19 protein-coding genes are annotated in these 25620 nt (G+C 49.1%); 12 read left to right on the forward strand and 7 right to left on the reverse strand.

What is annotated here, in order from left to right; genetic code table 11:
• Positions 1–14: 14 nt before the first annotated feature.
• The 4 genes from HI950_RS25950 to HI950_RS25965 form a co-directional block, all read right to left on the reverse strand.
• The gene (locus tag HI950_RS25950) at positions 15–1436 is read right to left on the reverse strand and encodes an NAD-dependent malic enzyme (protein ID WP_169084139.1); all 1422 of its coding nucleotides are present in this window, start codon (positions 1434–1436) and stop codon (positions 15–17) included.
• Between the two features lie 39 nt (positions 1437–1475).
• Positions 1476–3002, reverse strand: a complete 1527-nt coding sequence (locus tag HI950_RS25955) for a tripartite tricarboxylate transporter permease (RefSeq protein WP_169084140.1) — start codon at positions 3000–3002, stop codon at positions 1476–1478.
• A 16-nt stretch (positions 3003–3018) separates the two neighbouring features.
• Positions 3019–3474, reverse strand: coding sequence for a tripartite tricarboxylate transporter TctB family protein (locus tag HI950_RS25960; RefSeq protein ID WP_169084141.1), 456 nt, complete (start codon positions 3472–3474; stop codon positions 3019–3021).
• Between the two features lie 73 nt (positions 3475–3547).
• Positions 3548–4564 (reverse strand): Bug family tripartite tricarboxylate transporter substrate binding protein, encoded by a 1017-nt coding sequence (locus tag HI950_RS25965; RefSeq protein WP_169084142.1) that lies wholly within the window; start codon positions 4562–4564, stop codon positions 3548–3550.
• 258 nt (positions 4565–4822) lie between these two features.
• Here HI950_RS25965 and HI950_RS25970 point away from each other — a divergent pair, with 258 nt between their 5' ends.
• Positions 4823–6433: an ATP-binding protein gene (locus HI950_RS25970; protein ID WP_169084143.1), complete on the forward strand. Its 1611-nt coding sequence runs from the start codon at positions 4823–4825 to the stop codon at positions 6431–6433.
• Complete coding sequence (locus tag HI950_RS25975; protein ID WP_169084144.1) at positions 6411–7109, forward strand: response regulator; 699 nt, start codon at positions 6411–6413, stop codon at positions 7107–7109. The genes HI950_RS25970 and HI950_RS25975 overlap by 23 nt, the downstream gene beginning before the upstream one ends.
• Positions 7110–7211: 102 nt before the next feature.
• Here HI950_RS25975 and HI950_RS25980 read toward each other — a convergent pair whose 3' ends face one another.
• The 3 genes from HI950_RS25980 to HI950_RS25990 form a co-directional block, all read right to left on the reverse strand.
• A complete protein-coding gene (locus tag HI950_RS25980) occupies positions 7212–9278 on the reverse strand; it encodes an IPT/TIG domain-containing protein (protein WP_169084145.1) in 2067 nt (688 codons plus the stop codon).
• Between the two features lie 409 nt (positions 9279–9687).
• A complete protein-coding gene (locus HI950_RS25985) occupies positions 9688–11094 on the reverse strand; it encodes a HAMP domain-containing sensor histidine kinase (RefSeq protein WP_169084146.1) in 1407 nt (468 codons plus the stop codon).
• A complete protein-coding gene (locus HI950_RS25990; protein ID WP_169084147.1) occupies positions 11079–11762 on the reverse strand; it encodes a response regulator transcription factor in 684 nt (227 codons plus the stop codon). Before HI950_RS25990 ends, HI950_RS25985 begins: the two co-directional genes overlap by 16 nt.
• A gap of 155 nt (positions 11763–11917) precedes the next feature.
• Here HI950_RS25990 and HI950_RS25995 point away from each other — a divergent pair, with 155 nt between their 5' ends.
• From HI950_RS25995 to HI950_RS26040, 10 genes are all read left to right on the forward strand, one after another.
• Positions 11918–12607 carry a YceI family protein gene (locus tag HI950_RS25995; RefSeq protein ID WP_169084148.1) on the forward strand — a complete coding sequence of 230 codons (690 nt, stop codon included), beginning with the start codon at positions 11918–11920 and terminating at the stop codon, positions 12605–12607.
• A gap of 171 nt (positions 12608–12778) precedes the next feature.
• Positions 12779–14209 (forward strand): leucine-rich repeat domain-containing protein, encoded by a 1431-nt coding sequence (locus HI950_RS26000; RefSeq protein ID WP_169084149.1) that lies wholly within the window; start codon positions 12779–12781, stop codon positions 14207–14209.
• A gap of 189 nt (positions 14210–14398) precedes the next feature.
• Complete coding sequence (rlmN, locus tag HI950_RS26005) at positions 14399–15475, forward strand: dual-specificity RNA methyltransferase RlmN (RefSeq protein WP_169084150.1); 1077 nt, start codon at positions 14399–14401, stop codon at positions 15473–15475.
• Positions 15476–15622: 147 nt separating this feature from the next.
• Complete coding sequence (locus tag HI950_RS26010) at positions 15623–16459, forward strand: YitT family protein (protein WP_169084151.1); 837 nt, start codon at positions 15623–15625, stop codon at positions 16457–16459.
• Between the two features lie 231 nt (positions 16460–16690).
• A complete protein-coding gene (locus tag HI950_RS26015) occupies positions 16691–18325 on the forward strand; it encodes an extracellular solute-binding protein (protein ID WP_169084152.1) in 1635 nt (544 codons plus the stop codon).
• A gap of 71 nt (positions 18326–18396) precedes the next feature.
• The gene (locus tag HI950_RS26020; RefSeq protein WP_169084153.1) at positions 18397–19320 is read left to right on the forward strand and encodes an ABC transporter permease; all 924 of its coding nucleotides are present in this window, start codon (positions 18397–18399) and stop codon (positions 19318–19320) included.
• A 10-nt stretch (positions 19321–19330) separates the two neighbouring features.
• A complete protein-coding gene (locus HI950_RS26025) occupies positions 19331–20212 on the forward strand; it encodes a carbohydrate ABC transporter permease (protein WP_169084154.1) in 882 nt (293 codons plus the stop codon).
• A gap of 22 nt (positions 20213–20234) precedes the next feature.
• Positions 20235–21362 (forward strand): glycoside hydrolase family protein, encoded by a 1128-nt coding sequence (locus HI950_RS26030; protein ID WP_169084155.1) that lies wholly within the window; start codon positions 20235–20237, stop codon positions 21360–21362.
• A 203-nt stretch (positions 21363–21565) separates the two neighbouring features.
• On the forward strand, positions 21566–23923 hold the full coding sequence (locus tag HI950_RS26035; RefSeq protein WP_223285506.1) for a helix-turn-helix domain-containing protein: 2358 nt from the start codon (positions 21566–21568) through the stop codon (positions 23921–23923).
• A gap of 29 nt (positions 23924–23952) precedes the next feature.
• The gene (locus HI950_RS26040) at positions 23953–25599 is read left to right on the forward strand and encodes an extracellular solute-binding protein (protein WP_169084156.1); all 1647 of its coding nucleotides are present in this window, start codon (positions 23953–23955) and stop codon (positions 25597–25599) included.
• The last annotated feature ends 21 nt before the right edge of the window (positions 25600–25620 follow it).

Raw genomic sequence — 25620 nt, forward strand, 5'->3', positions numbered from 1 at the left:
GTAGGATTGGCGAATTATCTATACTCACGCGGTATTCTTCGTGCGACGCCTGTCTTAATAGCTGCTTGAATGACGAGATCGCGGATCGCTTTCACGACATTCTGATTAAAGACGCTTGGAATAATGTAATGGCGGCTTCTTTCTTCATCGGAGATGGCAGAGGCGATGGCCTCAGCAGCGGCTAGCTTCATCTCTTCATTAATAGTCGTTGCTCTGCAATCCAAGGCGGCACGGAATATACCAGGGAAACAGAGGACATTATTTATCTGGTTTGGATAATCGGAGCGGCCGGTCGCAATCACTGCGACAATATCTTCAACCTGCTCGGGCTTGATCTCGGGCACGGGGTTTGCCATTGCAAAAACAATGGGGTTGTCCGCCATCGTCATCACATCCTCCCGGCTTAGCAATCCTCCTGAGGAAAGTCCGATGAATACGTCCGCACCTCGAAGCACTTCATGCAAAGAGCCTTGCACGCGATTCGGGTTCGTATTCTCCGCATACCATTGCCACATCTTGTTGTCATAGTCGATTCCTGCAGCCAAAGCGCCTTGCCGGTCCACCCCAATAATGTCTTTAACGCCTGCCGATAATAAAATTTTGCTGCAGGCGATTCCGGCTGCCCCGATCCCGCACACCACCACCTTAATCTCATGAATGGATTTGTTCACGATTTTCAAGGCATTGATGAGAGCGGCATACAGCACGACGGCAGTGCCGTGCTGATCATCATGAAAGACGGGAATGTCCAGCTCCTCGCGAAGCCTTTGCTCGATTTCAAAGCATCTGGGCGATGAAATATCCTCCAGATTAATGCCGCCGAAGCCGGGAGCGATAGCTTTGATAATGGCTATAATTTGTTCGGTATCCTGTGTATCCAAGCAGATGGGAAAGGAATCGACGTCTGCGAGCTGCTTGAACAGCATCGATTTCCCTTCCATGACGGGCATGGCGGCATAGGGGCCGATATTGCCAAGCCCTAGCACAGCGCTCCCATCCGATATAACGGCAACGGTGTTTCTTTTTATGGTAAGCGTAAATGCTTTCCTAGGCTCATCGTGAATGGCCATGCAGACGCGGGCTACATCAGGCGTATATACCCGGGACAGGTCATCGCGGTTCTGGATCGGTGATTTCAGCTTCGTTTCGATTTTGCCGCCAAGATGGAGCAGAAAGGTTCGATCAGATAGGTTGATCAGCCGCACGCCGCTCATATCCTTAATGCGGTCTGTAATAATATCGATATCGATCGAATCGGTTACGGCTATCGTAATATCGCGGACCGAAACCGTTTGACTAGTCTGAATGACGTCGATGGCCACGATATCTCCGCCAGCTTCGAATATGGACGATGCAACTCGGCCGAAATGTACCTCATTCGTGTTCATTTCGAGCCTGACAATAATGCTTTTCCCGCCGTGCCTATTGTTTTCCATGGCTACCTCCATCTGAAGTGTGTTTATGGCAATCTAGCGTTAGCCTTCCTCGTTGAGGACAACTTCTTTTCCTTTTTTCTTCAATAGAATGGGAATCAAAATCCAAAGCGCCGCGATGATTAAGAATACGAGCGAAAGCGGTTTCTGTACAAAAATCATAAAATCGCCGTTAGAGGTCGTCAGCGCTCTGCGCATATTGTTCTCAATCATCGGCCCTAGAACAAGGCCAAGCACAAGTGGTGCGAGCGGATAATCATTCCGAGCAAGAAAGAAGCCGGCAACACCGCAGCCAAGCAGCAGCATCAGATCAAATACCTGGGCTTGAACGGCATATACGCCAAAGATCGAAATCGCAATAATGATCGGAATAAGATATTTGGCCGGTGTTTGAATGATTTTGGCGAACACCTTCACAAGCGGCATGTTCAATACCAGCAGAAGCAGGTTTCCGACGAGCATGCTGGCAATCAGTCCCCAAGCGACCTGCGGATGCTCCTCAAATAACAAAGGGCCTGGCTGAATGTTATACATAATCAAAGCACCCATCAATATAGCGGTTGTACCTGATCCAGGGATGCCAAGCGTGAGCAAAGGGATCATGGCACCGCCGGATGCGGCGTTATTCGCTGATTCTGGAGCTGCTACGCCAGCGATGTTGCCTTTGCCGAAGCTCTCGGGGTTTTTGCTTAGCTTTTTCTCCATAATGTAGCTGAAGAATGAAGCCAAGGTAGCGCCTGCGCCAGGCAGAATACCAATAAAGAAACCCAAAATCGAGCCGCGGGCAATCGGCCCGGCGCTGTCCTTCAAATCCTTCCTCGTCGGGAAAATACGTCCAATCTTTGTCGTTGCTCCAGCGGTATAGTCACTCTCGAGGATGGTCTTGAACACCTCGCCCAAAGCAAACAGTCCGACCGCAATCGTTAGAAATTCAAGTCCGGAATAGAGCAGCGGCATGCCAAACGTAAACCTGGCAACGCCAGATACCGTATCCATCCCGATCGTTGCGAGCAGCAAGCCCAGCACCGTCATAATTAACGCTTTCGTAATCGACTTGCCCGCCAAGCCGCTGACGGCGCATAGCCCAAGCAGCATTAAGGAGAAATAATCGGATGGGCCGAATTTAATCGCAACATTCGATAAAGGCTCTGCCAGCACGATAAGCGCGATGACAGCAAATACGCCAGCTACAAAAGAACCGATCGCGGAGATCGATAAGGCAGCACCGGCACGGCCTTGCTTCGCCATCTGATAGCCATCCAAGGTGGTCACAACCGAAGAGGATTCACCCGGCGTATTGAGCAGAATGGATGTCGTTGAGCCGCCGTACATCGCTCCGTAATAAACGCCGGCAAGGAGAATAATGGAGCTGGTTGCCGCCGCTTCCGGCGGCAGTCCGCCGGTCATGGATGCGGTTATCGGAATAAGCAAGGCAACGCCGCTCATCGGGCCTATGCCGGGAAGCACCCCGACAGCGGTGCCAATTAAGACGCCTACGAAGGCGAACAATAGATTATGCCATTGAAAGGCGGTAGCAAAGCCATCCGCTAGTAATTGTAATGTTTCCATTCATCCACCTCCGAATTCACGATAGCCAAGACGGGAAGCCCGGCATGGAGCCTTCCAGTATGACGACAAAGATGATATATACACCTGCGGAAAAAAGTCCGGAGATCAAAATCGATTTGATCCACTTTCCTCGTTCGAGCACTTGAAAGCTGATTAGCAGGAAGAGGAATGTTCCAATGAGATAGCCGATCGTTTCTAAGAAAAAGGCATACAGGAATGCTGCAGCAAAGATGATTAGAAATCGTTTGTAGTCGAGCTTCCCCTCCCGTCTGCCCGAGTCTTTAGCCTTCAATACTTCATAAAATAAGCGCAGGCTTAAAATGACGAGCAGTGCTCCAAGGGCAAAGGGGAAAATATTCGGGCCTACCGTGCTGCCGTAGGCTGCTGCGCTAATTTCCGTGCTTTTCCACATAAACCCGATACCTAGCAGCAGAAAAAGGATGCTGGCATAGCGATCGAACACTTTATTCATGATGCGCACCTCCTGTAATGAAGTTAAGGAAACGGAAAGGGAGGAAGACCAGCCTCCTCCCTTGTTGATTCGATTATTTTTGCATGCCGAGCGCCGTCAGCAGCTCTTGTACATCGCCTTCTTGCTCATCGAGAAAGGCTTTGAAGTCAGCGGCATTTTTGTAGTCGCTTGCCCAATCGTTTGCCGTGAGCTCTTTCTGCCACGTTTCATTCTCAGAAAGCTCCTTCAGCTTGCTGTCCCAAAATGCTGCCTGCTCCTTAGTCATGTTTTTCGGGCCAAATACGCCGCGCCATATCGTAAATTCCGCATCAAGCCCTTGCTCTTTTAGCGTAGGAATATCTTTAAAGTCGCCGCCCAATCGCTCGTTGGAGGTAACCGCAAGAATTTTGATCTTGCCGGCCTTCAAGTAGCTGCCGAGCGAGGAAATGTCGGTGCCGATCGCATCGGCATTGTTGCCGAGCAAAGCGGCAATGGCTTCGCCGCCTCCGTCATAGGACAAGTATTTCACCGTTTTCGGATCAACGCCTGATTTGAAGGCTGGCAGCACGCTGATCAAATGGTCCATGGAGCCCGGAGCCGATCCGCCTGCAAGCGTAACCTTTGTAGGATCTGCCTTGATATCGGCAATCAGCGCCGCTAGATCATTGTATTTGGAAGTAGCGTTTACCGCGATTGCGCCAAAGTCCTTCGTGATTTGCGCTAAAGGAGTAACATCCTTGTATCCGTAAGGACTGTTTCCTTCTTTTTTGAGATTGTTGATGAGAAGCGGAGGCGAGCTTACAAACAGCTTGTAAGGGTCGTCGCTGTCTTTCGCCACGTATTCTCCGAGAAATACGGTGCCGCCGCCGCCGGGCTTGTTCTCAACCGTTATTGTCTGTTCGATCAGCTTCGTTTCGCCCAGCACCTTGGCTAGAGACCTTGCCGTTTTGTCCCATCCGCCGCCGGCTCCTGAAGGGGCTGTTATAATAAATGGCTTTTTCGGATAATCAGCTGAGCTCCCGCCCCCGCCATTTGATGCGCAAGCTGTAAGGCTAACCGCGACTAATGCGGACGCTACTATCGTTTTCCAATGAGCAGATTTCAGTCTCATTTCTATTCCTCCTTTGGAGTCAAACAGGTAACGCCAGATTTATGAAAGCGCTTACCTGATCTATGCATTCATATTAGCATCGCGTATTTGGCTTGAGAAGAATAACGATATAAGTTGAAAAACAATTATATTGTTAATTTTGTTCATATAAATTATGGGCACAAGGGACACTAAGGTCTATATTCCGGCAAGCATGTAGCTTACAATAGAGAAACTGAATCCTCGATCAGATAAATGTTTTGCCAAGGAGGAAAATGTATGCGATTACAAACAAGGCTTATTTTGCTGATAGGCAGTCTGTTATTCATCATTATTATCGCATTGACCTTCAGCTTTGAAAGAATGCTCGTGAATAACTTGGAGAAGAGTGTAGGCTCCTCCGCCTTAAAAATAGCGAAGACGGTAGCGTTAATGGATGTCATTGTGGATGCGTTTGAGGATGAGAACCCATCAGCGACCATCCAACCGATTGTAGAAAAAATACGGATGGAGACCGATGCCGAGTACATCGTAATCGGGAATAAGGAGGGCATCCGTTATGCGCACCCTATACCGGATCGAATCGGCAAGGAAATGGTTGGCGGGGACAATGGGCCTGTGCTGCAGGGCCAATCGATTATTTCCAAAGCAGTAGGGTCCATGGGGCCCTCCTTGCGAGGGAAGACGCCGATCTATAACGATCAAAATCAAATTATAGGAATCGTATCGGTGGGAATTCTAGTCAAAGACATAGAAGCTTCGGCACAAGCCTATCGCAACGCGATGATCTTATTTGCGGCTATCGCGCTGATGGTTGGCTGCGGCGGCGCGATCGCGATTGCCAATAGCGTGAAACGATCCATTCATGGGCTTGAGCCCAAGGAGATCGGCATGCTGTATCAGGAGAAAAGAGCTATTCTTGAAACCATTCACGAGGGCATTATCGCCGTTAATACGGAAGGAACCGTTACGCTTGTCAATCAAACGGCATTAAAGCTCATCGATCCGGATGAAAGGCTGGAGATTACCGGGCGGCATGTGAAAGACATCATACCGGAGTCGCGGCTGCTCGAGGTGATCAAATCAGGCGAGGCGGAGAGAGATCAAGAGATGGTCATTAATGAAAATATCGTGGTGGTGAATCGACTGCCGATATTTAATCATCAGCAGCAGGTTGTCGGGGCGGTATCAAGCTTCCGCAATAAGTCGGAGCTGCTTCGCTTAACCGAGGAGCTGACCCAAGTGAAGCGCTATACGGAGGCGCTGCGCGCACAGTCGCATGAATATTCCAATAAGCTCTATACGATTTATGGGCTCATCCAGCTGGAATCCTATCAAGAGGCCATGGATCTCATTACCCATGAAACGGATGTGCATCAGAATCTGATTCAATTTCTGCTTCACGAAATTCCAGATCCCATTATTGGGGGCATTCTAATCGGCAAATTCAACCGCGCCAATGAGCTGAAGGTAAATCTAGAAATCGACAGAAGGAGCTCCTTCAGATCGATTCCCAGCGCAGTCAGCCGCAATCAGCTCGTCACGGTTATCGGCAATCTAATCGATAACGCGTTTGATTCCGTGCTTGCTTCCAGCGCTCAAGCGAAGCAGATTACGGTGCTGCTCAGCGATGCAGGCCTTCATTTGACCATTGAAATCTCCGACAATGGCACTGGCATTGCGGAGGAGGATGCAGGTCGCCTCTTCGAGGTTGGATTTTCCACGAAGCGGGAGTCGCATCGCGGCTTTGGCTTATCGAATGTGCAGCAGTCGGTGCAGCAGTTAAGGGGAACGATCGGCTTCCGCAACCGCCCAGAGGGGGGCGCTGCTTTTATCGTCGTAATTCCTAAGATAGGGGGAGATAGCTATGATACGAGTACTCATCATTGAGGATGATCTTCGCATTGCACAAATTAACCGCCGTTTCGTAGAAAAGATCGAGGGCTTCGAGGTGGTGGGCATTGCTACGGATAAGCAGCAGGCGGATGAGCATTTGGACATTTTGGAGCCGGATCTTGTGCTGCTCGATCTTTATTTTCCCGATATGAATGGCCTTGAGCTGCTGCAGCATATTCAGCAGAATAATCCGCTAACCGATGTCATTATTATTACGGCTGCGAAGGAATTCGATACGGTGCGTGAAGCCATTCGCGGAGGCGTGTACGATTTTATGATTAAGCCGGTCGTCTTCGAGCGGTTTCAAGAGAAGCTTAAAACCTATCAGCGATACCATCAGCAGATGCAGCTTCTCGGAGGAGCCAATAAACAAGTGGATCAAGAAGGCATCGATCAGCTGCTATGGGGCACGAACGAGAGAGGCGACAAGGACGCGTATCTTCCTAAAGGCATCGATAAAATAACGAGCGAGAAGATCCTGGCCATCATTCAGAGCTGCCCCGAGGTGCTGACGGCGGAGGAGCTTGGCAAGAGGGCCGGCTTTAGCCGTACGACCGCAAGGCGCTACTTGGAATATTTTGTAGGCAAAGGAGAAATGATCGCAGATATTTCATACGGGACAGTCGGAAGGCCGGAGAGGGTGTATCAGAGAACGAACCCGTCTAAATAGCCGGAGATGTTTAATCGTACAGCAGGCAAATAAAAGGCAGCCAACATCCGCGTGGATGTTGGCTGCCTTTATTTTGTTTGGATTGTATTCGATATAGAAAAATTAATGAAACGGAATGCTGAGCTTAGACTGCTGTCCATTCGCTGTCGATGCATCTACGCGCAGGGAGGAGCCTCCATTGCCGATAGCGTTCCATACTTTAATCGTAATCCTGCCGTTTACCATATTGGCGAATGAACCGGATGTCGTTTTGATTCCTTTCGTCTGCGTGTAAGTCTCCCAGTCGGTTACCGGATTGGTCGCAAAATAGTTGTAGGTCTCGGTGCGAAGCGCTGTCCCGTTGCCGTTGAAGTCAAAAATGATCTGCACTTGTACGCCGTTGCCTACTGTCGTGCCCGCATCTACAAACAAATCGAATGCGGTCGACTTGGAAGAATCGTAAGTTCCGTTGATGCCGCTAATCGTATAAGTTCGCTCGTTTGCCGGCGAGCCATCGTGGTTCGTGCCGCCTGCGCTCGTAATGGCATCATTAGCCGTACCTGTGCCAGCAGTAAAACTAAGAGCTGCGCCTGAACGAATATACAGTACATTAGATGAAATGCCGCCTGAGCCGGTCGTCACTGTGAAAGCAGCAGCATTGCTTGCCGTTCCGTTAACCGTTACCGTGATGTTAGCTGCGCCTGCGGCAAGACCAGCCGGTACAGTCGCGGTAATGGATGTCGCAGACCAAGCTGTTGTTGTCGCTGTTGCTGCGCCGAATTTCACAGTTGACGTCCCTTTAGTCGCGCCAAAGTTTGAGCCAGTTATCGTCACGCTCGTTCCGGCAGCACCCGATGCTGGGCTAAGATTGCTTATGCTTGGCGTTACGACTCCGCCACCACCACCGCCTGTTATCGTATCGCCCGTGAATGGGTTGAAGCGTGCTATGGCAAGGATTAGCCAGCCTGTGCTGGATACGCAGTTTTGCTGGCTCATTTTCCAGTAGTTATTGTTAGATCCTTTAAGCGAATAGGGCAAGCCGCCAAGCAGCGTACCGCTCGTGCCCTGCTTCTTGATCATCTCGTCTAGAATCGAATCCGCTTTCGCTGTATTGCCGTTCATAAAGTGCGCCGTTGACATAAAGGCGGAGCCTTCGAGCCAAATATCCGCGCATTTCTGTCCGTTAGGCGCGCCTGTCTGCGTAGTTGCTGCCGCGCAGTCATATTGCCAGTCGAAATCATAAGCGGTCATTAAGTTGCCTGCATCGTCATAAGTCAGCGTTTGCACGTACTTTGGACTTGAAGTCGTGCCCGTTCCGTTTGCATTGTCAACGTACGCAAGCGATTGCTTGTAATCGCGTGTGCCCGACAGTCCCAAAGCGAGTACGCCCCAAGGGTTTACGTCCATCGGAACGGCAGGATCAATCAGGTTCGTATCGTTTTTCCAGCCGCCATTCCAACGCTTTAGCGTGTCATTCCAAACGACATTGTCCAAAAACGATTTGACCCCAGTCGCTGCATTGTTGTAAGAAGCCGTACGATCCGGGAATATGTTCGCGTAATATTTCAGCAAATTGTATACATCCTGATTGTGCTCAGTGGAGGTCCATACCTCGTTTGTCACCGTGCCTGGCACATCCCATGTCGTCGTGCCTCCGGAAATGCCTCCATTTGCCTTTTGGAAGGTAACGATCCAATCGAGCGCCTTCTTCACATAAGGCCGGTATGTCGTGGAGCCATATTTTTTCTCATGCGCCATAAAGGCCATTGCCATCCAAGCGACGGGTCCGACATGCTTCCGGATTTCCTCGCCTGCGCCGTTCCACCAATAGGAATTAATCCAGGAGCCATCCGCATCTTGGAATTGGGCCATTTTGTTCAAGAGCTTCTCTGCACGCACGCGGTCATTCTTCAGCATGAACGCAATTGCCGCAACGGCTTGGTCGTAAGTATAAACGATCTGAACGCGGTCGTTTGCATTCCACCAATCGTCGAAGCTGTCAACCATGCCGTCAGCAGCAAAGCCCGCGGTCAAATCCTGCTGCGCCTTCAGCCAAGTATAGGCTCGGTCGGAAGCAAGCGCGTAATCAGCAGCGGCTTCGGCGCGGCCGGCGGGAAGCAGAGTCATTTGTACAACCATAATAAGAGCTAATAAAGCGAGGGCATAGCTTTTTTTGAATGAGGTTAACATGTTATCGTCACTCCTTAAGTTGAATGAATGATGGTGATTCGTAAAGAAGCCAGCAGAATACGGAGTTTGTTTCTTTCTTGCTCCATCACGCAATTCTAAAAATAAATCCCCTCCTCTTCGCTTGGTATAGTCTATTACAAAAGAAGGGTTTCCCTCCATTGTAAGCGTATTCATAAATCGGGAAATGGGTTTTCGATTTTTCTCCTAAATCGCTATATTTGTTAATTTCATCCACAGTATAGCAATCGAAAGCGCTTTCGTAAACGTTAAAAAATCAACTTTATCAGGTTGAAAATATACACATCGGCAACTGTAATCAAACAAAAAAAGCGTCAAGGACGCATACCCGGTCCTTGACGCTCCTCTTTATTCGGGGGAAGCTAGAGCAGAGCTTTGCTCCATGCCCATCCTATTTTCCTTGTCTATCGTCCATCCTTAATCGCAAGACAAAGGTTGTGCCCTCATCAGAGCTTTCCTTCAGCTGAATCTCACCGCCAAGGGCATGCGCCAAAATATTGCTGAAGGTCAGCCCGAGTCCTAATCCGCGAGTTTTGAGCTTCTTAAGCTCTCCTCGAAAATAACGCTCGAATACAAAGGGCTGTTCCGTGAGAGGGATGCCCACTCCGTTGTCCTTAACCTCCACTTCAGCCCAAGCTGTTCCATGCGCGCGAAGCGTAACAAGGATGCTCGCATGAAGGCTCGGTTTTTTGGCTTGAAGGCTATTATTGAACAAATTGATCAGAATCTGCTGAATGCGCGAGGTGTCTCCGACTATAAAAACCTCGTTTTCCGGCAAGACAAGCTCGAGCTCGACCTCGTCCTCCATCCGTCCGATCTTCCACTGGAAGGCAATCTCTGTAATCAATTGATTGGCGTTCAAGACGTCGCTGCGCACTTCGATAGAGCCGGTTGCAAATGCGTTGTAATCCAGCAAATCCTCAATCATAATCTGCATCCGTTCGGTTTCATGCAGAGCGATATCAAGAAATTCCTCGGACTCCTTCTTCTCTACGACTTCCTCGCGAACGGCATGGAGCAAGCCTTTAATCGAGGTAACCGGTGTTTTCAGCTCATGGGTTACTCCGGCGAGCAGAAGAGCCTTCCATTCCTCCAACTGCTTGAGCCGAACCGCCATTTCTTTAAACGAAACGATAAGATCGGATATTTCCTTTTCCTTGGCCCGATTATCCAGTTGGATATCATACTGTCCATGGCTGACAAGGCGAGCGGCAGCGGCAACCTCCCGGATCGGGCGCGACAGCTTTCGAGAGAGCAGGTAGATCGTCAGCCACCCAAATGCAGTTAGCCCAATGAGCAGTGCTGCCAGCATCGTATATTCCTTAGCGGAGAAGGACAAAGCCTTCTGGGATTGAAGGATGATGACCTGGCCAATCACTTTTGTGCCATACATGATAGGCGTGACCACCGTAAAGTAGCTCTCTTGCCTAGCCGACAAAAGATCATCGGAGAGCTTCTTCTTGATCTCGTAGGGGCTAAGCTTCGGCTGCGTAAAGCAAACGTCATTTTCGGCATTTATTAGGATGACATTTAACTCATTCAAATTATAGTTCTTCTTGCGGTAATCAATGACATGGTCGATATCCGAGGAAAGCCGCAAATTGCCCTCAGGCCCAACAGCCTGAAGCGCTATTGCTTGTCCGAACAGACGTGTCATCTGAAGGTTGTTCATTTTGGTCGTCTGATGGAGCAGGTAGAAGGAGACCGTAGCGACAAAGAGCAGCCCTAGAAACAGAATGATCAGGTACCGTAAAGTCCAATAGGTAAGAATCGAGGTTTGTTTTATTCGTTTATCCAAAACTGGTACCCCGTTCCTCTTAACGTTCGGATTTCCCCCTCGGACTCCGGCCAATGGGTAAGCGCCTGACGCAATCGTTTGATGGAAAGATCGACGGCCCGATCGCTGCCTTCATAATCCATACCCCAAATATGTTCTATTAATTGCTCTCTGGAAAAGGAACGGTTGGGGTTTTCCGCAAGGAATAGCAGCACCTGCAAGTCTCTTGGCATAAGTGCGATCTCTACGCCTGTTAAGCATACGCGCCTTGCAGCAAAGTCCACATGCAGCGTGCCGAACAGACGGCTGCTCTCTGCGACGAGCCAGCGCGATGGCCTGCGAAGCACGGCCTGCACGCGCGCGATGACTTCCTCGGGCACAAATGGCTTGGACATATAATCGTCAGCCCCTTCATTAAGCCCATTCAGCCTTTCATCGATATGGCCGCGTGCCGTCAGCATTATAATCGGGCAGCTGCTTTGCTCGCGAATGCGCCTCAGCACGCTCCATCCGTCGAGGACCGGAATCATGACATCAAGCAGAACGAGCTGGGGCTGTGCGCTCCCGAATAGATCAAGCGCTTCCTGACCGTCTGTAGCATGGATGACGTCGAAGCCCGCTTTTTTTAAATATGCCGCAAGCACGCGATAGATAGGTGCTTCATCTTCAACGACCAGAATAGACTTCATGATTTCCCTTCCTCTCACCTAGCTACGCCCATTATACAATGGAAATAATGCGGCTTACAGTGAAAAATTCGCCTAATTTTTGGACACGTTATCGACATATTGCTCTGCTATACTGAGCCAGTCGAAAGATAAAAACGAGGAGGAGAGTGGAAGAATTGAAGAAGAAAGGGATTGTCCTTATTGCATCAAGCATTGGGGTAGTTGCGCTTATTGGGGGATTTATAGCGTATGATTATTTTGTCGGCAACCGAGTCGAGATTCAGGAGGTCATACCGGCTAGTGCACCAGCACAAGCTGCAAGCGTAGACGTATCTGCGGATGCATTAAATGGAACCTGGTCCATTGCACAGCCATCTAACGTGTATTTTTCCGTCAAAACCTCTAAGGAAGAAGTCAACTTCTCTATGAATGCCGTGGAAGGCTCTTGGCTGGTCGATCTCGAAAATCCGAGCGTGATGAGTGGGGAGGGGGTCGTTGATCTGGCGTCCGTTACCTCTGACAACCCGACTAGGGATTCACATATAAAGGAAGCAAAGTTTCTTGACGTCGCAAATTACCCGGATGCTTCCTTTAAGGTCAAGTCATTCGAAAATGTAAAGAGCGATTGGAAGGAAGGAGAGACGGTTCCGCTTACGATTGCCGGTACTTTGGAGGTGAAAGGGCAGACTAAGGATGTTACGTTTGCCTCACAGGCTTTGTACAGCGATAATACGCTCAAGCTATCGGGGACAACCACCGTGCAATTTTCTGATTTTGGCATGGAAAATCCGCATACTGTCGTATTGGATACCGAAAACGATCTAACGGTACGGCTCGAGCTGAACTTGGAGAAGCAGAGCCTTTAGAAATACATAGCCTTCAAAGCCGCTCATCGAGGCGGTTTTGAAGGCTTTTTTGCTTGGATAACGCCTAATCATGAGAAAATACTAATTCGTTTGCAGCTCCAGCCTATGGTAGCCTTTTTATATCTGAAAATATAAGATTATATCCATATAAAGTATAAGGTGGTTGGAACATTGAACAGAATCGGCAGGCTTTTTCTCACAGGCGTTATTGTTCTTCTTGCGGTATGCCTAGCCTATACCCCACACGCTCTTATGGAGCCATCGGGAACCGATGTCGTTTTTAAGGATAAGCTATTAGAGGATAGCCTGAAAGGAATCGTAAAGAAAGAAAACGGGGAATCGCTCACCGCCGAGGATCTGCAAAAGCTCACCGTGGTCGATTTGTCGAACAAAGGAATTTCTGATCTAAGCGGGCTGGAGCACGCAAGCAATCTGACTCACTTGAACCTATCGAATAATAAAATATCGGACGTATCGCCCTTGCAGCAAATGACAAGCATGCGCGGTTTGAATCTATCGGGCAACAGCATTGCGAGCATTCAAGGCTTAGCGGCGATGAAGGATATGGTAGAGCTCTTGGTTAGCAGCAATCAAATAACGTCGCTGGACGTTGTGCGGAACTTCCCGAGGCTGCATACGCTTTCGGTTACGGATAACAAAATATCCAATATCGATGCGCTTTCGGCTGCTACAAATATGCTTTTCCTAAAAATAAATGTAAACGCCGTTACTAATATTGATGCTATTGGCAAGCTTGTGAAGATACAGCTTCTGGATCTATCCCATAATCGGATTAGCCAATTGGCGCCGCTTCGCGCACTAACGGGCCTTGGCCATCTCAATATTGAAGGGAATCAAATTCGTGACATTAGCCCAATTAAAAATATAACGAACTTGAGATCGATACAAGCGGCGAATAATCAGATTAAAGATATAACCCCTCTGAAAAAACTGACGAAGCTGTATTCGATTGATTTGAATGAGAACCTCGTCTATAACTTAGAGGCGCTAAGCGGGATGACCGAGCTCAATTATTTGTATTTGTACAGCAACCGGGTGTGGGATCTGTCGCCGATTCAGAATCTTAAGTTCGATTTCCATTTTGATACCGGCGCGCCAAGGCATGGCTTGATTTTGAATGATAACTACTTGGATGATCGCGCCGGAACGGTTACTTCAAAAATAGTCCAAAAACTAAACCCTGATTATTTGGCTCCGCAAAAACCGACGCAGCGGCTTGTCGTAGGGAGCGCTACTGCATTTGTTGGCGAAAAGAGCTACAGACTCACGAATGCGCCGTTTATTTCAGCCAGCCGCACGTATATGCCGATTCGATTTATCGCTACGCAGCTAGGCGCAGCGGTAAGCTGGAACCAGGGCAAGCAGGAAGTGACGATTATCAAAAAGAGCAAAACGATAAAATGGGTCGTAGGCGAGAAAAAAGTGGCAGCCAATGGAAAAACGGTCGCTTACGATGCGCCTATGCGATTGAAGAAGGGAAGCACCTTCCTGCCGATTCGCTTTATATCCGAGCAGCTCGATTCATCGGTGGAATATGAATCGAGCAAAAAGATGGTCATTATTTTTGATGAGTCCAAGTAATAGCCTAAAATCCCATAGAAGGCGGCTGATATACGTTTGTCAGCCGTTTTTTTGGCGTATTGGCTAAATAACTGCCTATCTCCCCTTGTTTTAATGAGGCAATTTTGGGACAATAATAAGCAGATTGTTTGTTTCGGCTAGTAAGGCAGAGCAGCATGGCATATTGAAGTTTTGAAAAGAGGGTAAGACATGAATAAAGCGTCCATATATGGATTAACGTTTGATCAGCTGACGGAATGGCTAATTGGACATGGATATACGAAATTTCGGGCATCGCAGGTATGGGATTGGCTGTACCGGAAGCGGGTAACGGCATTTACAGATATGATCGATGTGAAGGAAGAGTGCATTCAATTGCTGTCCGACCATTTTGTCATTCAAACGCTTAGCGAGCATACTAGGCAGCAATCAGCGGACGGAACGAATAAGTTTTTGTTCAAGCTGAGCGATGGCAATTTAATTGAGACGGTATTGATGAGACATAAATTTGGTTTGTCCGTTTGCGTCACCACCCAGGTTGGCTGCAACATTGGCTGCAGCTTTTGCGCAAGCGGCTTGCTTGCCAAGAGCCGTGATTTAACAGGCGGCGAGATTGTCGAGCAGATTATGAAGGTGCAGATCCATCTGGATCAGGCGCAGCAGGATGAGCATGTCAGTCACGTTGTCGTTATGGGCATCGGCGAGCCGTTCGATAATTTCGAGAACCTGTCCGATTTTATCAGCATTATCAAGAGCCAGAAGGGGCTTGCTATCGCAGCTAGGCATATTACGGTATCAACTAGCGGACTTGCGAAAAAAATCGAAGAGTTCGCCGATTCCGATTTGCAGGTTAACCTTGCGGTTTCCCTTCACGCGCCGAACAATGAGCTGAGAACGCGAATTATGAAAATCAACCGGGCCATTCCAATCGAGAAATTGATGGAATCGATCGATTATTATTTGGAGAAAACCAATCGCAGAATTACGCTCGAATATATATTGCTGAAGGATGTTAACGATCAGCGGGAGCATGCTCTGGAGCTTGCAGAGCTGATTGGCGACCGGCGCAGTCTGGCTAACGTCAACCTAATTCCTTACAATCCGGTTGATGAGCATAGCCAGTACCAAAGAACCGATCGCGAAACGATACGGGCATTTTATGATACGCTGAAGAAGCAAGGCGTCAGCTGCAGCGTACGCCTCGAGCACGGTACGGATATCGACGCAGCCTGCGGGCAGCTGAGAAGCAAGCAAATCAAAAAATCCAAGGAGCTCCAAATCGGATAGGCTTGGATAGCTCTAGCATACAAAGGACATCTCCCAATCGGGATATGTCCTTTTTTGCGTTAACGTGATAGCCTTCTGCTTCTATACATTATCTGATAAGATGGATTTGCTGTAAGTTACATTTATTGTTAAGAAGGGTGTTTGAATATGAAGAAGATATCACTGGATATGCTCATGATTATGGTAGGGGCGTTTATTTTTGCATTATCAATCAATTTATTTGTTATTCCGAACGAGCTTGGCGAAGGCGGGGTTACCGGGATAACGATTATTTTATATTATGTGTTCGGATGGGCGCCGTGGCTGATGAGCTTGATCTTCAACTCGTTCCTGCTTATTGTGGGCTATCGCTTCTTGGATAAGAAAGCGATTATTTATACCGTTGCGGCCGTTATGTTTCATTCCCTGTTCCTTCATTTAACCGTGGACTGGAGCGTTGCATCGGATGAAAGAACGGTAAATGCCGTATTCGGAGGCTTGTTCGGAGGAATTGGGATAGGCATGATTATAAGAGTCGGCGGAACGACTGCTGGCACGACGATTTTGGCTAGAATCGCGAATAAGTTTTTGGACTGGAACATTAGCTATGCGCTTCTGTTTTTTGACTTGATTGTCGCATTCTCCTCTTATTTCATTATCGGGTCGGAGGCGCTTATGCTCACGATCGTCATGCTCTATATTGGAACGAAGACGATGGACTTCATCATTGAAGGCGTGAATCCGAAAAAAGCGGTTACGATTATTTCCGAGGAACAGGCCAAAATCGCTGAGCAGGTTACGGTGGTGATGGATCGTGGGGTTACGGTCATTTACGGGCGCGGGCATTATACGCAAAAGCCGAAGGAGATTCTTTATATTGTCATTAGCAAGCAGGAGCTGAGCCAGCTGAAGAAAATTGTGAAGTCCGTCGATAAAAATGCCTTTATAACGATCCATGATGTGCGGGACGTGTTTGGCGAAGGCTTTATCGATATTTCGAAATAATCCAAAATAGCATAAATGAGCTTCGGCTCCTTGATCCTTCCGCGATCAAGGGGCCTTTTTTATGCGAAAATGACCGGAATTTGCGATTTTGTCTATTGCTTTGGATAAATCGTTACGTCCCGAGCAAGAAATCGCTACGCAATCTCTGATTTTGCTCATATCGGCAGCCTGGCGTTTTCGTTAATCTGTGGAAGAGATGCATCTCACCATAATATTTACGGAGGTTACGAAATGAAGAGAATGCTAACTTCTGCTTTAATCTTTACGATGATAGGCACGTCGTTGATCGCTTGTTCTTCACAAGGGGATAAGGCAGGCGGCAATACGAACGCTGGTACGACTAATAACACAGAAGCAAGCACGGAAGCGACCGTATATCCGATCAAGACCGATAAGAAGCTTTCTTATTGGGGAGAAATTAACGGCAACCTGATTGGAATAAAGCCGACACACGACGAAATTCCTTTTTTCCAGGATTGGCAAAAGAAAACCGGCGTGCCGCTCGAATTTACGGCGCCGCCAACCGGTCAAACGAAAGAAGCGCTTAACGTCATGCTGGCCTCCGGCGATTTGCCGGATATGATTGAGTACAACTATTTGGGCGACTTCCCAGGGGGGCCTGAGAAAGCGATTAAAGACGGCTACATTTTGAAGCTGAATGATTTGATAGACAAGCATGCGCCTAACTTGAAGAAGTTTTTACAAGAAAATCCCGACATCGACAAAATGGTCAAAACCGACAGCGGCAGCTACTATGCGTTCCCGTTCATTAGAGGAGACGAGTATTTGCGCGTATTCCAAGGTCCGATCATTCGTAAGGATTGGCTCGATGAGCTAGGACTGCCGGTACCGGAGACGATTGAGGACTGGACAAAAACGCTTACGGCGTTTAAGGAGAAGAAGGGGGCAGCAGCGCCTTTCGCAGTCGTGAGCAAGCCGCGTTTCTTTAATGAATCCGGCAACGGTGCCTTTATTGGAGCATTTGGCGTTACGCGCGGCTTCTATTTGGAGGACGGAACGGTCAAATTCGGCCCTGCCGAAAGCGGCTTTAAAGATTATTTGAGCTTGTTCAGCCAGTGGTACGGCGACGGCCTGCTGGACAAAAACATCGCTACGGCGGATACCAAATCATTGGATGGCAATATGGCATCAGGAGCGACAGGCGCGTCGGTCGGCAATGCCGGCGGCGGTATCGGCAAGTGGCAGCCGCTCGTTGAGGGCAATGACCCGAAAGCGGTATTGGTAGCTGCGCCTTACCCGGTTTTGAACAAAGGGGAAACGCCTAAATTCGGGCAAAAGCATAAAGCTTACGCATCAGAGGGTACGGTGGCGATTTCTGCAACGGCAAAGGACCCTGTTCTCGCAGTGAAAATGCTGGATTACGGCTATAGCGAGGAAGGCAGAATGTTCTTTAACTTCGGTACGGAGGGCGTCAGCTACAACCTGGAGGACGGATATCCGAAATATACGGATTTGCTTCTGAAAAACCCTGATAAGCTGGCACCGGCACAAGCGATTTCGCTTTACGCTCGCGGCAGCTACAACGGGCCGTTTATTCAAGACAAACGTTACGCCGAGCAGTTCTTTGCTCTGCAAACGCAGCGCGACGCAGTGGGCATTTGGCAGAAGACGGATGCGGACAAATACAGCTTGCCGCCGATTACGCCAACGCCGGAGGAGAGCTCGGAATACGCAACGATCATGAATGATATCAACACGCTCGTTGATGAAATGACTTTAAAAATTATTTTAGGCTCGGAGCCTGTTGATCAGTACGAAAGCTACGTTGAAAAAATGAAATCGCTCAAGCTGGACCGCGCGATTGAAATTCAGCAAGCCGCTTTGGATCGCTACAACAAACGGTAAGGGATAAGAGCTCAGGAGAGAGGGCTTGAATACAAGCCCTCTTTCTCAATTTGGATTGAGGTGAGAACCATATGGCGAATACGCAAAAAATTGCAAACCGATACGTCCGCGATTTCATGTTGAATAAGTACCTCTATATGATGATGCTGCCCGTTATCGCGTATTATCTTATTTTCCACTATGCGCCTATGTATGGGGCATTGATAGCCTTTAAGGAGTATTCCCCGATGAAAGGGATTTTGGGGAGCGATTGGGTAGGCTTAAAGCATTTTTCCGATTTTTTTCAAAGCTATTACTTTTGGCGGATTCTTAAAAATACGATCGTCATCAGCCTCTATTCCTTGATCTTTGAATTTCCCGCACCGATTATATTGGCTCTGCTAATAAATGAGGTTCGCAGCAAATCGTTCAAGCGCGTGGCGCAGACGATTACGTATATGCCGTATTTTATTTCGCTCGTCGTCATTTGCGGAATTATTACCGACTTTACGAATGCTGACGGCGTTATCAATAGATTGCTTATGCTCTTTGGCTATGATGGTCAAGCGATGCTGCAGAAGCCGGAGCTATTCCGTCCGATCTATATTTTATCTGAAATTTGGCAGCGCATCGGCTGGGAGTCCATCATCTATATCGCGGCGTTAATGAGCATTGATGTGGAGCAGTACGAGGCTGCGCGCATGGATGGCGCCAGTCGTATCAAGCAAATGTTCTATATTACGCTGCCGGGCATTATGCCTACGATCGCAATCATGCTCATTCTTCGTATGGGCAATCTGCTCAATGTCGGCTTTGAGAAAATTATATTGCTGTACAATCCGATCACATACGAGACGGCAGACGTCATATCGTCCTTCGTATACCGCAAGGGGCTCCTCGAATTTGGCTGGAGCTACAGCTCGGCAGTAGGCCTGTTTAACTCCGTAATCAATCTGGTTCTGTTGATTACTGCAAATTATATCAGCCGCAAGGTTAACAAAAGCAGCTTATGGTGAGGTGAAGCAAATGAAACAGAAGTCCACGGTATTCGATAAAATTTTCGATGGCGGCATTTATGCGGTTCTCATCTTTCTTGTGGTAGTCACGTTGTATCCCTTGCTCTATGTGCTCTTCGCATCCTTTAGCGACGCGGGGCAGCTCATTGTCCATAAGGGGATTTTGTGGAAGCCGCTTGGCTTTAGCCTCGAGGCTTACAAGAGCGTCATCGCGAACCCCGGCATTATGATCGGTTACCGCAATACGCTGTTTATCGTGATTGCCGGCTTGTCCGTCAACTTGGTCATGACTGCGCTGGGCGCCTATGTGCTGTCCCGCAGAAACGTGCTGCTTAACAATGGCTTTATGGTATTTATTATTTTCACGATGTTCTTCCATGGTGGACTTATTCCTATGTATCTTGTTGTCAAAGGGGTAGGGCTGCTCGATTCGCTCTGGTCGACGATCATTCCGTTCGCGATCAGCACGTTCAACCTGATCATTATGCGTACCGCCTTTATGGGTATACCCGAGAGCTTGGAGGAATCCGCGAAGATCGACGGCGCGAATCATTTCACGATCTTGTTCCGCATTATCATTCCGCTCTCCATGCCGGTTATCGCCGTTATGATCCTTTATTATGCGGTTGATAAATGGAATGGCTGGTTTTATGCCTCGGTGTTTATTAAGAGCAGGGAACTCTACCCGCTGCAGCTTGTGCTTAGAGAGATTCTAATCGCCAATTCGACGGAGAGTATGTCTGCTGGCGCAAGCGCCGGAGATCGCCATCAAATCGGCGAGACGATCAAGTATGCGACGATTATGGTCGCGACGGTACCGATCCTATGCATCTATCCATTCGTTCAGCGCTTCTTCGTGAAGGGCGTAATGGTAGGCTCTTTGAAAGGGTAATTCGATAAGGGGAAGGAGAACGATGATGACTGTATCGCAAAAAAAGCTGGATGTTCCTTTGATCTGGGAGCAAATCGAATGCAAGGTAAACCGAATGATCGCTCTCATAGGCGACAAATCGCCGCATGTGGCTAAGGCTGATGGGATATACGATGATCAGCGCATCGATTGGTGGACCTCCGGCTTCTGGCCGGGCATGCTGTGGCTGCTGCATGACATGACGGGCAAGGCGCATTATAAGGAGGCGGCTTGGAGCTGGGACGAGCGGATGGAGAAGCGGATGCTGGAGCCGAATTCCTTCGACCATGACGTAGGCTTTCAGTTTCTGCCGACCGCCGTCATGAAGCATATGCTGACGCAGGATGGGGATGCGGCACGCCGAGGCTTGTTCGCGGCGAACTTTCTAGCTGGGCGGTTTAACCTGGCGGGCAGGTTCATCCGGGCGTGGAACAGCGATAAGCATGGGTGGTCGATCATCGATACGTCGATGAATTTGTCGCTATTGTTTTGGGCGACCCAGCAGTCTGGCGATCCGCGGTTTGAACAGGTAGCAAGGGCGCATGCGGATACGGTGCTGAAGCATTTTATCCGCGAGGATGGGTCCGTTAATCATATTGTAAACTTCGATCCTAGCACGGGCGAGAAGCTAGAGGTGTTGGGCGGTCAAGGCTACGCGCCGAACTCCGGCTGGAGCAGGGGGGCTGCGTGGGCCTTGTACGGCATGGCGAATACGTATCGCCATACAGGCGAAATCGCATACCTGCATGCCGCACAGCGCGTCGCGCATTTCTTCATCGCGCATTTGCCGGAGGACCATGTGCCTCATTGGGATTTCCGGGCAGGAGCGAGCCTCGCTGACGAGCCGCGCGATACTTCTGCAGGCGCATGCGCGGCATCTGGTCTTCTGGAGCTTGCCGATAGCCTGCCGGATGCCGAAGGGAGAATCTACCGGGAAGCGGCCAAGCGCGTGCTGTTATCCCTTTATGAGCATTACGGAACTTGGGAGAACGAAGCGCATGAGGCGATTTTACTTCATGGGACAGGCCATAAGCCCGCCGGGCAAAATGTAGATGTGTCGTTAATTTACGGCGACTATTTCTTTGTCGAAGCGATTGCGAAGCTTGCAGGCTGGAAGCATCGTATTTTTTAATAAATACTCTCCCCACCCGAATGGACGCTGTCTATTCGGGCTATTTTCGTTGCCTCCATGCGCAATATGATGCTAAATCGCTTTTTTGTCAATCGTTTTGAACTTTTTGAACATTCATCCGCTTGCCATGATGGTTATAATAAGGATACGGTGAAGACAATTCCCTATTCGTTCAAAACATAATCAGATATGAGGGGATCCGTTTGAAGTTCAACTCTTTGTGGCAAAAACGAAAAAGCATTATTTTTACATGGCTTCTCTCCTACAGCGCCGTCTTGTTTGTTCCTATGATTATCAGCTTAATTGTCTACTCGCAATCCAGCGCAGCGCTGAAGAGCGAGATTCATCGTGCCAACGACTCGATGCTGAGGCAGGTTCGATATACGATTGATACGCAAATCGATTTGATGAAGCGTCTTACGATGGAAATTACGTGGAATGCGAAGCTGCAGGATTTGATGTATTCAAGCAAGTCGGCAGGCGATGCCCAGTTCACCGCTTACCAATTAGTGAAGGAATTCCGTATGTATCAGACCTCATACGCTTCTATCGATGAGTTTTACGTGACATGGGATCAGGAGGCTGCCGTGCTCCGTTCTGGCAACGTGCGCGATGTGGAAACCGCTTTCAAGACGATGCATGATACCGGAACGATGAATTATGAGCAATGGACGGACACGATTCACCATACGCCGCATAACCGTTTTTTGCTGCTCCCTCATGTGGATTCGGCTAAGCCCCAGACGTCGATTGCCTATTTGACCCATCTGCCTAAGGATTTGAACGGGAAGGAAACAGGCACGGTCGTGGTCATGGCTGACATGGTCAGATTCCAAAAGGCGATTGAGAGCATTTCCGGCTTTAGCGGCGGGCAGGTGCTTATTCTGAATGAGGACAATCAAGTGCTGCTGTCCAATTTGCCGGTGTCGATCAACCAGGATCTCTTATTGAAGCGGCTGAGAGAAGGCAATCAGGTCATGTACACGCCTACGAGGGACGGCGATTCGGAGCTGTTCTATGTCCAATCCTCCGTATCCGAGTTAAAGTACATGCTCGTCATCCCCAGCAGCATTTATTGGGAGAAGGCGGAGTACGTTCGGAGATTTACCTATATCAGCATTCTAATCAGCCTAGTGGGAGCGGGCGTGCTGACTTGGTTTTTCATGCGCCGCAACTATTCGCCGATCCAGCAGCTCGTGCAGTCGCTCTCCGACAAAAACAGCTACGAGGAGCAGAACGATTGGAATGAGCTGAGCTTTATCCAACGGGCGATATCGAATACGAGAAGCGAAAAAGAAAAAATCGCGCTGCAATTTCAAATCCATCAAAACGTGCTGCGCTCCAATATGCTCAATCGGTTGTTAAAAGGGAAGCTGGATACCGTTATCCCATATGAAGAGGCGTTTAAGTCGTTTAATATGAAGCTGCTTTCGGATCATTTTGCCGTTATTTTATTTGTGGTGGAAAATGATGAGAGCCTTTCCTCCAAATTGCCGGGCATCGACGATAATGAGAGGCGCAAGCTTCTGCAATTTATTATTACGAATGTTGTCGAGGAGCTCGTCAGCCATTATCACCATGCCGGCTATGTGGCCGAGGTCGATGATATGATGGTATGTCTGGTCAACTTTGGCGAGACGGACTCTGCTCGTTTGAAGGAGGAGCTGCATGCGATAGCCACGGAGGCGCAGCGGTTTCTGCTCCGCTTCCAGATGGATTTGACCGTCTCTATCGGAGGCATCCACGCTTCGCTGCCGGGCATTGCCGAGGCTTACCGCGAGGCGGTGGATGCGATGGCATACAAGATGGTGCTCGGCAAGCAGGAAATTATAACGTATGACGAGATTCGCAGAGATTCGGCGGACAATCTTGCGTTTGGCTACTATTATCCGCTGCAGGTGGAGCAGCAGATAATCAATTTAATAAAGGTTGGCGACTATGAACAGGCCTCCAAGTTTATGGAGGATGTCACAGACCGCAACTTCAATAAGCCGATTATGTCGCTGACGCTTGCTAGATGCTTGATCTTTAATTTGGTCGGCACGATGGTCAAGGCGATTAACGAGCTTGGCGACGGCGAAAGCAGCATTTTGGGGGACAACCCTCTTTGGATGGACAAAATCATTGCATGCGATACGATACTGGAGATGAAGCAGGAGCTGCAAACGCTTCTGAAGGAGGTTTGCGCCTTCGCGGCTGCGAAGCTGGAGAGCAACGTCTCGCAAGAGCGCGCAGAATCGCTTCGCGACCTCGTACTCAAGGTTACGAGCCATATCGAGGAGCAGTACCGGGATTCGAATCTGAACGTGAATACGATCGGAGAGCATTTTGACCTGAAGGGCAGTTATTTATCGAAGCTGTTCAAAAATCAGACGGGTGAAGGATTGCTGGACTGCATCAATAAATACCGCATCGAGCAAGCCAAGCGAATGATGAAGTCGAAGCAGGACTCCATCTCCGACATCGCAAGGCAAGTCGGCTATAATGAGGTCGCTACCTTCATCCGTGTATTTAAGAAATACGAGGGGATTACCCCAGGCAAATTCAAAGAAATGAATTAATCGATCAAAGATTGAAGGAGGTCATGGCGATGAGAACGAAGAGCACGCTCGCTTCCGGCTTATGGCTGCTGTTGATCGCAGCGCTTCTATGCTCCGCATGTGCCAAATCAAATACGAATCGCCCGGAAGTGGAAGCGCCTATTAAGCAGCAGCCGGAAGAGTCAAAGGGCAGTCAAGCTGCCAACGGATATCCAATTCAGACAGATCAGACACTGACGTATTGGGCTGAGCTGAACGGCAATGCCGGCAGCATTAAGCCGAGCTTTCAAGAGGTTCCTTTCTTCCAGGAGTGGCAGCGCCGTACAGGCGTGAAGCTTGATTTCATTCAGCCGCCGGCGAACCAGGCTCGAGAAGCGATCAACGTTCTACTCGCGTCTGGCGAGCTGCCGGATATGCTGGAATACGATTGGGCAAGCTTCCCGGGCGGTCCGGAGAAGGCGATTAGCGATGGTTATATTTTGCGCCTGAATGACGCGATTGACCGGTATGCGCCGCATTTGAAAAAATATTTGAGCGAGCATCCCGAGATCGACAAACAAATTAAAACGGATGCCGGCAGCTATTATGTTTTTCCGTTCATACAAGGTGATGATCTGCTGCGCACCTACCAAGGCCCGATTGTCCGCAAGGATTGGCTGGATGAGCTGGGGCTTGAGGTGCCGGTGACGATTGATGATTGGTATACCGTACTTAAGGCATTCAAGGAGAAGAAGGGCATTGAAGCGCCGCTGACCTTTCTTGGCGTGCCTAACCCGTTATTTGGGATTGAAAGCGGGGGCTTCGTCGGTGCCTACGGGATCAAAAAATGGTTTTATCTCGACCAGGGCGAGGTTAAATACGGTCCTCTGGAAGCGGGCTATAAGGCGTTTCTTGCTTTGTTCCGCAAATGGTATGCCGAAGGGCTGATCGATAAAAATATCGCGACAGTCGATACGAAAACGCTGGATTCCAATATGATTTCTGGCAGAAGCGGAGCGAGCATATGGAATGCCGGCGCGGGCATCGGCACATGGCAGCCTGTCGTTAAGGAGAAGGTGCCGCAAGCGCAGTTCGTACCGGCTCCGTATCCGGTCTTGCACAAGGGCGAGAGGCCGAAATTCGGGCAAAGAAGCTATAAGTATATGGGAAGCGGCGGCGTTGCGATTTCGAGCAAGAGCAAGAATGTAGAAGAAGCGGCGCGTATGCTTGATTTTGGCTATAGTCCCGAGGGGCATCTCTTCTTTAACTTCGGCATTGAAGGCGTCAGCTACGACATGGTCGATGGCTATCCCACCTATACCGACTTGATTATGCGCAATCCTGACAAGCTTGCTCCATCACAGGCGCTTGCGATGTATAGCCGTGCCAGCTATTTTGGTTCCTTCGTCCAGGACACCCGTTACATTGAGCAATACTATTTGCTGCAGGAGCAGAAAGATGCGGTCCGAATTTGGTCGAACACCGATGCCGATACCCATATGCTGCCGCAAATTCCGAAGACAGAGCAGGAGAGTACGGAGCTGTCGGCGATTATGCTGGACGTCACGACGCTTGTAGACGAGATGTCTTTGAAAATCATTTTGGGCATCGAGCCAGTGGACAGCTTCGACGATTATGTCGCTCAGATCAAGGCGCTGAAGATTCATCGCGCCATTGAAATTCAGAAGGCTGCGCTTGATCGGTATAATAGCCGATAGCCGATGATGCTGGAAGTGATC

The sequence above is a fragment of the Paenibacillus sp. PL91 genome, from assembly GCF_012935325.2.
Classification (GTDB): Bacteria; Bacillota; Bacilli; order Paenibacillales; family Paenibacillaceae; genus Pristimantibacillus.

Coding starts and splice junctions, on each gene's coding strand:
- HI950_RS25950 (WP_169084139.1), bottom strand. CDS start 1,436: ATGGAAAACAATAGGCACGGCGGGAAAAGCATTATTGTCAGGCTCGAA.
- HI950_RS25955 (WP_169084140.1), bottom strand. CDS start 3,002: ATGGAAACATTACAATTACTAGCGGATGGCTTTGCTACCGCCTTTCAA.
- HI950_RS25960 (WP_169084141.1), bottom strand. CDS start 3,474: ATGAATAAAGTGTTCGATCGCTATGCCAGCATCCTTTTTCTGCTGCTA.
- HI950_RS25965 (WP_169084142.1), bottom strand. CDS start 4,564: ATGAGACTGAAATCTGCTCATTGGAAAACGATAGTAGCGTCCGCATTA.
- HI950_RS25970 (WP_169084143.1), top strand. CDS start 4,823: ATGCGATTACAAACAAGGCTTATTTTGCTGATAGGCAGTCTGTTATTC.
- HI950_RS25975 (WP_169084144.1), top strand. CDS start 6,411: ATGATACGAGTACTCATCATTGAGGATGATCTTCGCATTGCACAAATT.
- HI950_RS25980 (WP_169084145.1), bottom strand. CDS start 9,278: ATGTTAACCTCATTCAAAAAAAGCTATGCCCTCGCTTTATTAGCTCTT.
- HI950_RS25990 (WP_169084147.1), bottom strand. CDS start 11,762: ATGAAGTCTATTCTGGTCGTTGAAGATGAAGCACCTATCTATCGCGTG.
- rlmN (WP_169084150.1), top strand. CDS start 14,399: ATGAATAAAGCGTCCATATATGGATTAACGTTTGATCAGCTGACGGAA.
- HI950_RS26010 (WP_169084151.1), top strand. CDS start 15,623: ATGAAGAAGATATCACTGGATATGCTCATGATTATGGTAGGGGCGTTT.
- HI950_RS26015 (WP_169084152.1), top strand. CDS start 16,691: ATGAAGAGAATGCTAACTTCTGCTTTAATCTTTACGATGATAGGCACG.
- HI950_RS26020 (WP_169084153.1), top strand. CDS start 18,397: ATGGCGAATACGCAAAAAATTGCAAACCGATACGTCCGCGATTTCATG.
- HI950_RS26025 (WP_169084154.1), top strand. CDS start 19,331: ATGAAACAGAAGTCCACGGTATTCGATAAAATTTTCGATGGCGGCATT.
- HI950_RS26030 (WP_169084155.1), top strand. CDS start 20,235: ATGATGACTGTATCGCAAAAAAAGCTGGATGTTCCTTTGATCTGGGAG.
- HI950_RS26040 (WP_169084156.1), top strand. CDS start 23,953: ATGAGAACGAAGAGCACGCTCGCTTCCGGCTTATGGCTGCTGTTGATC.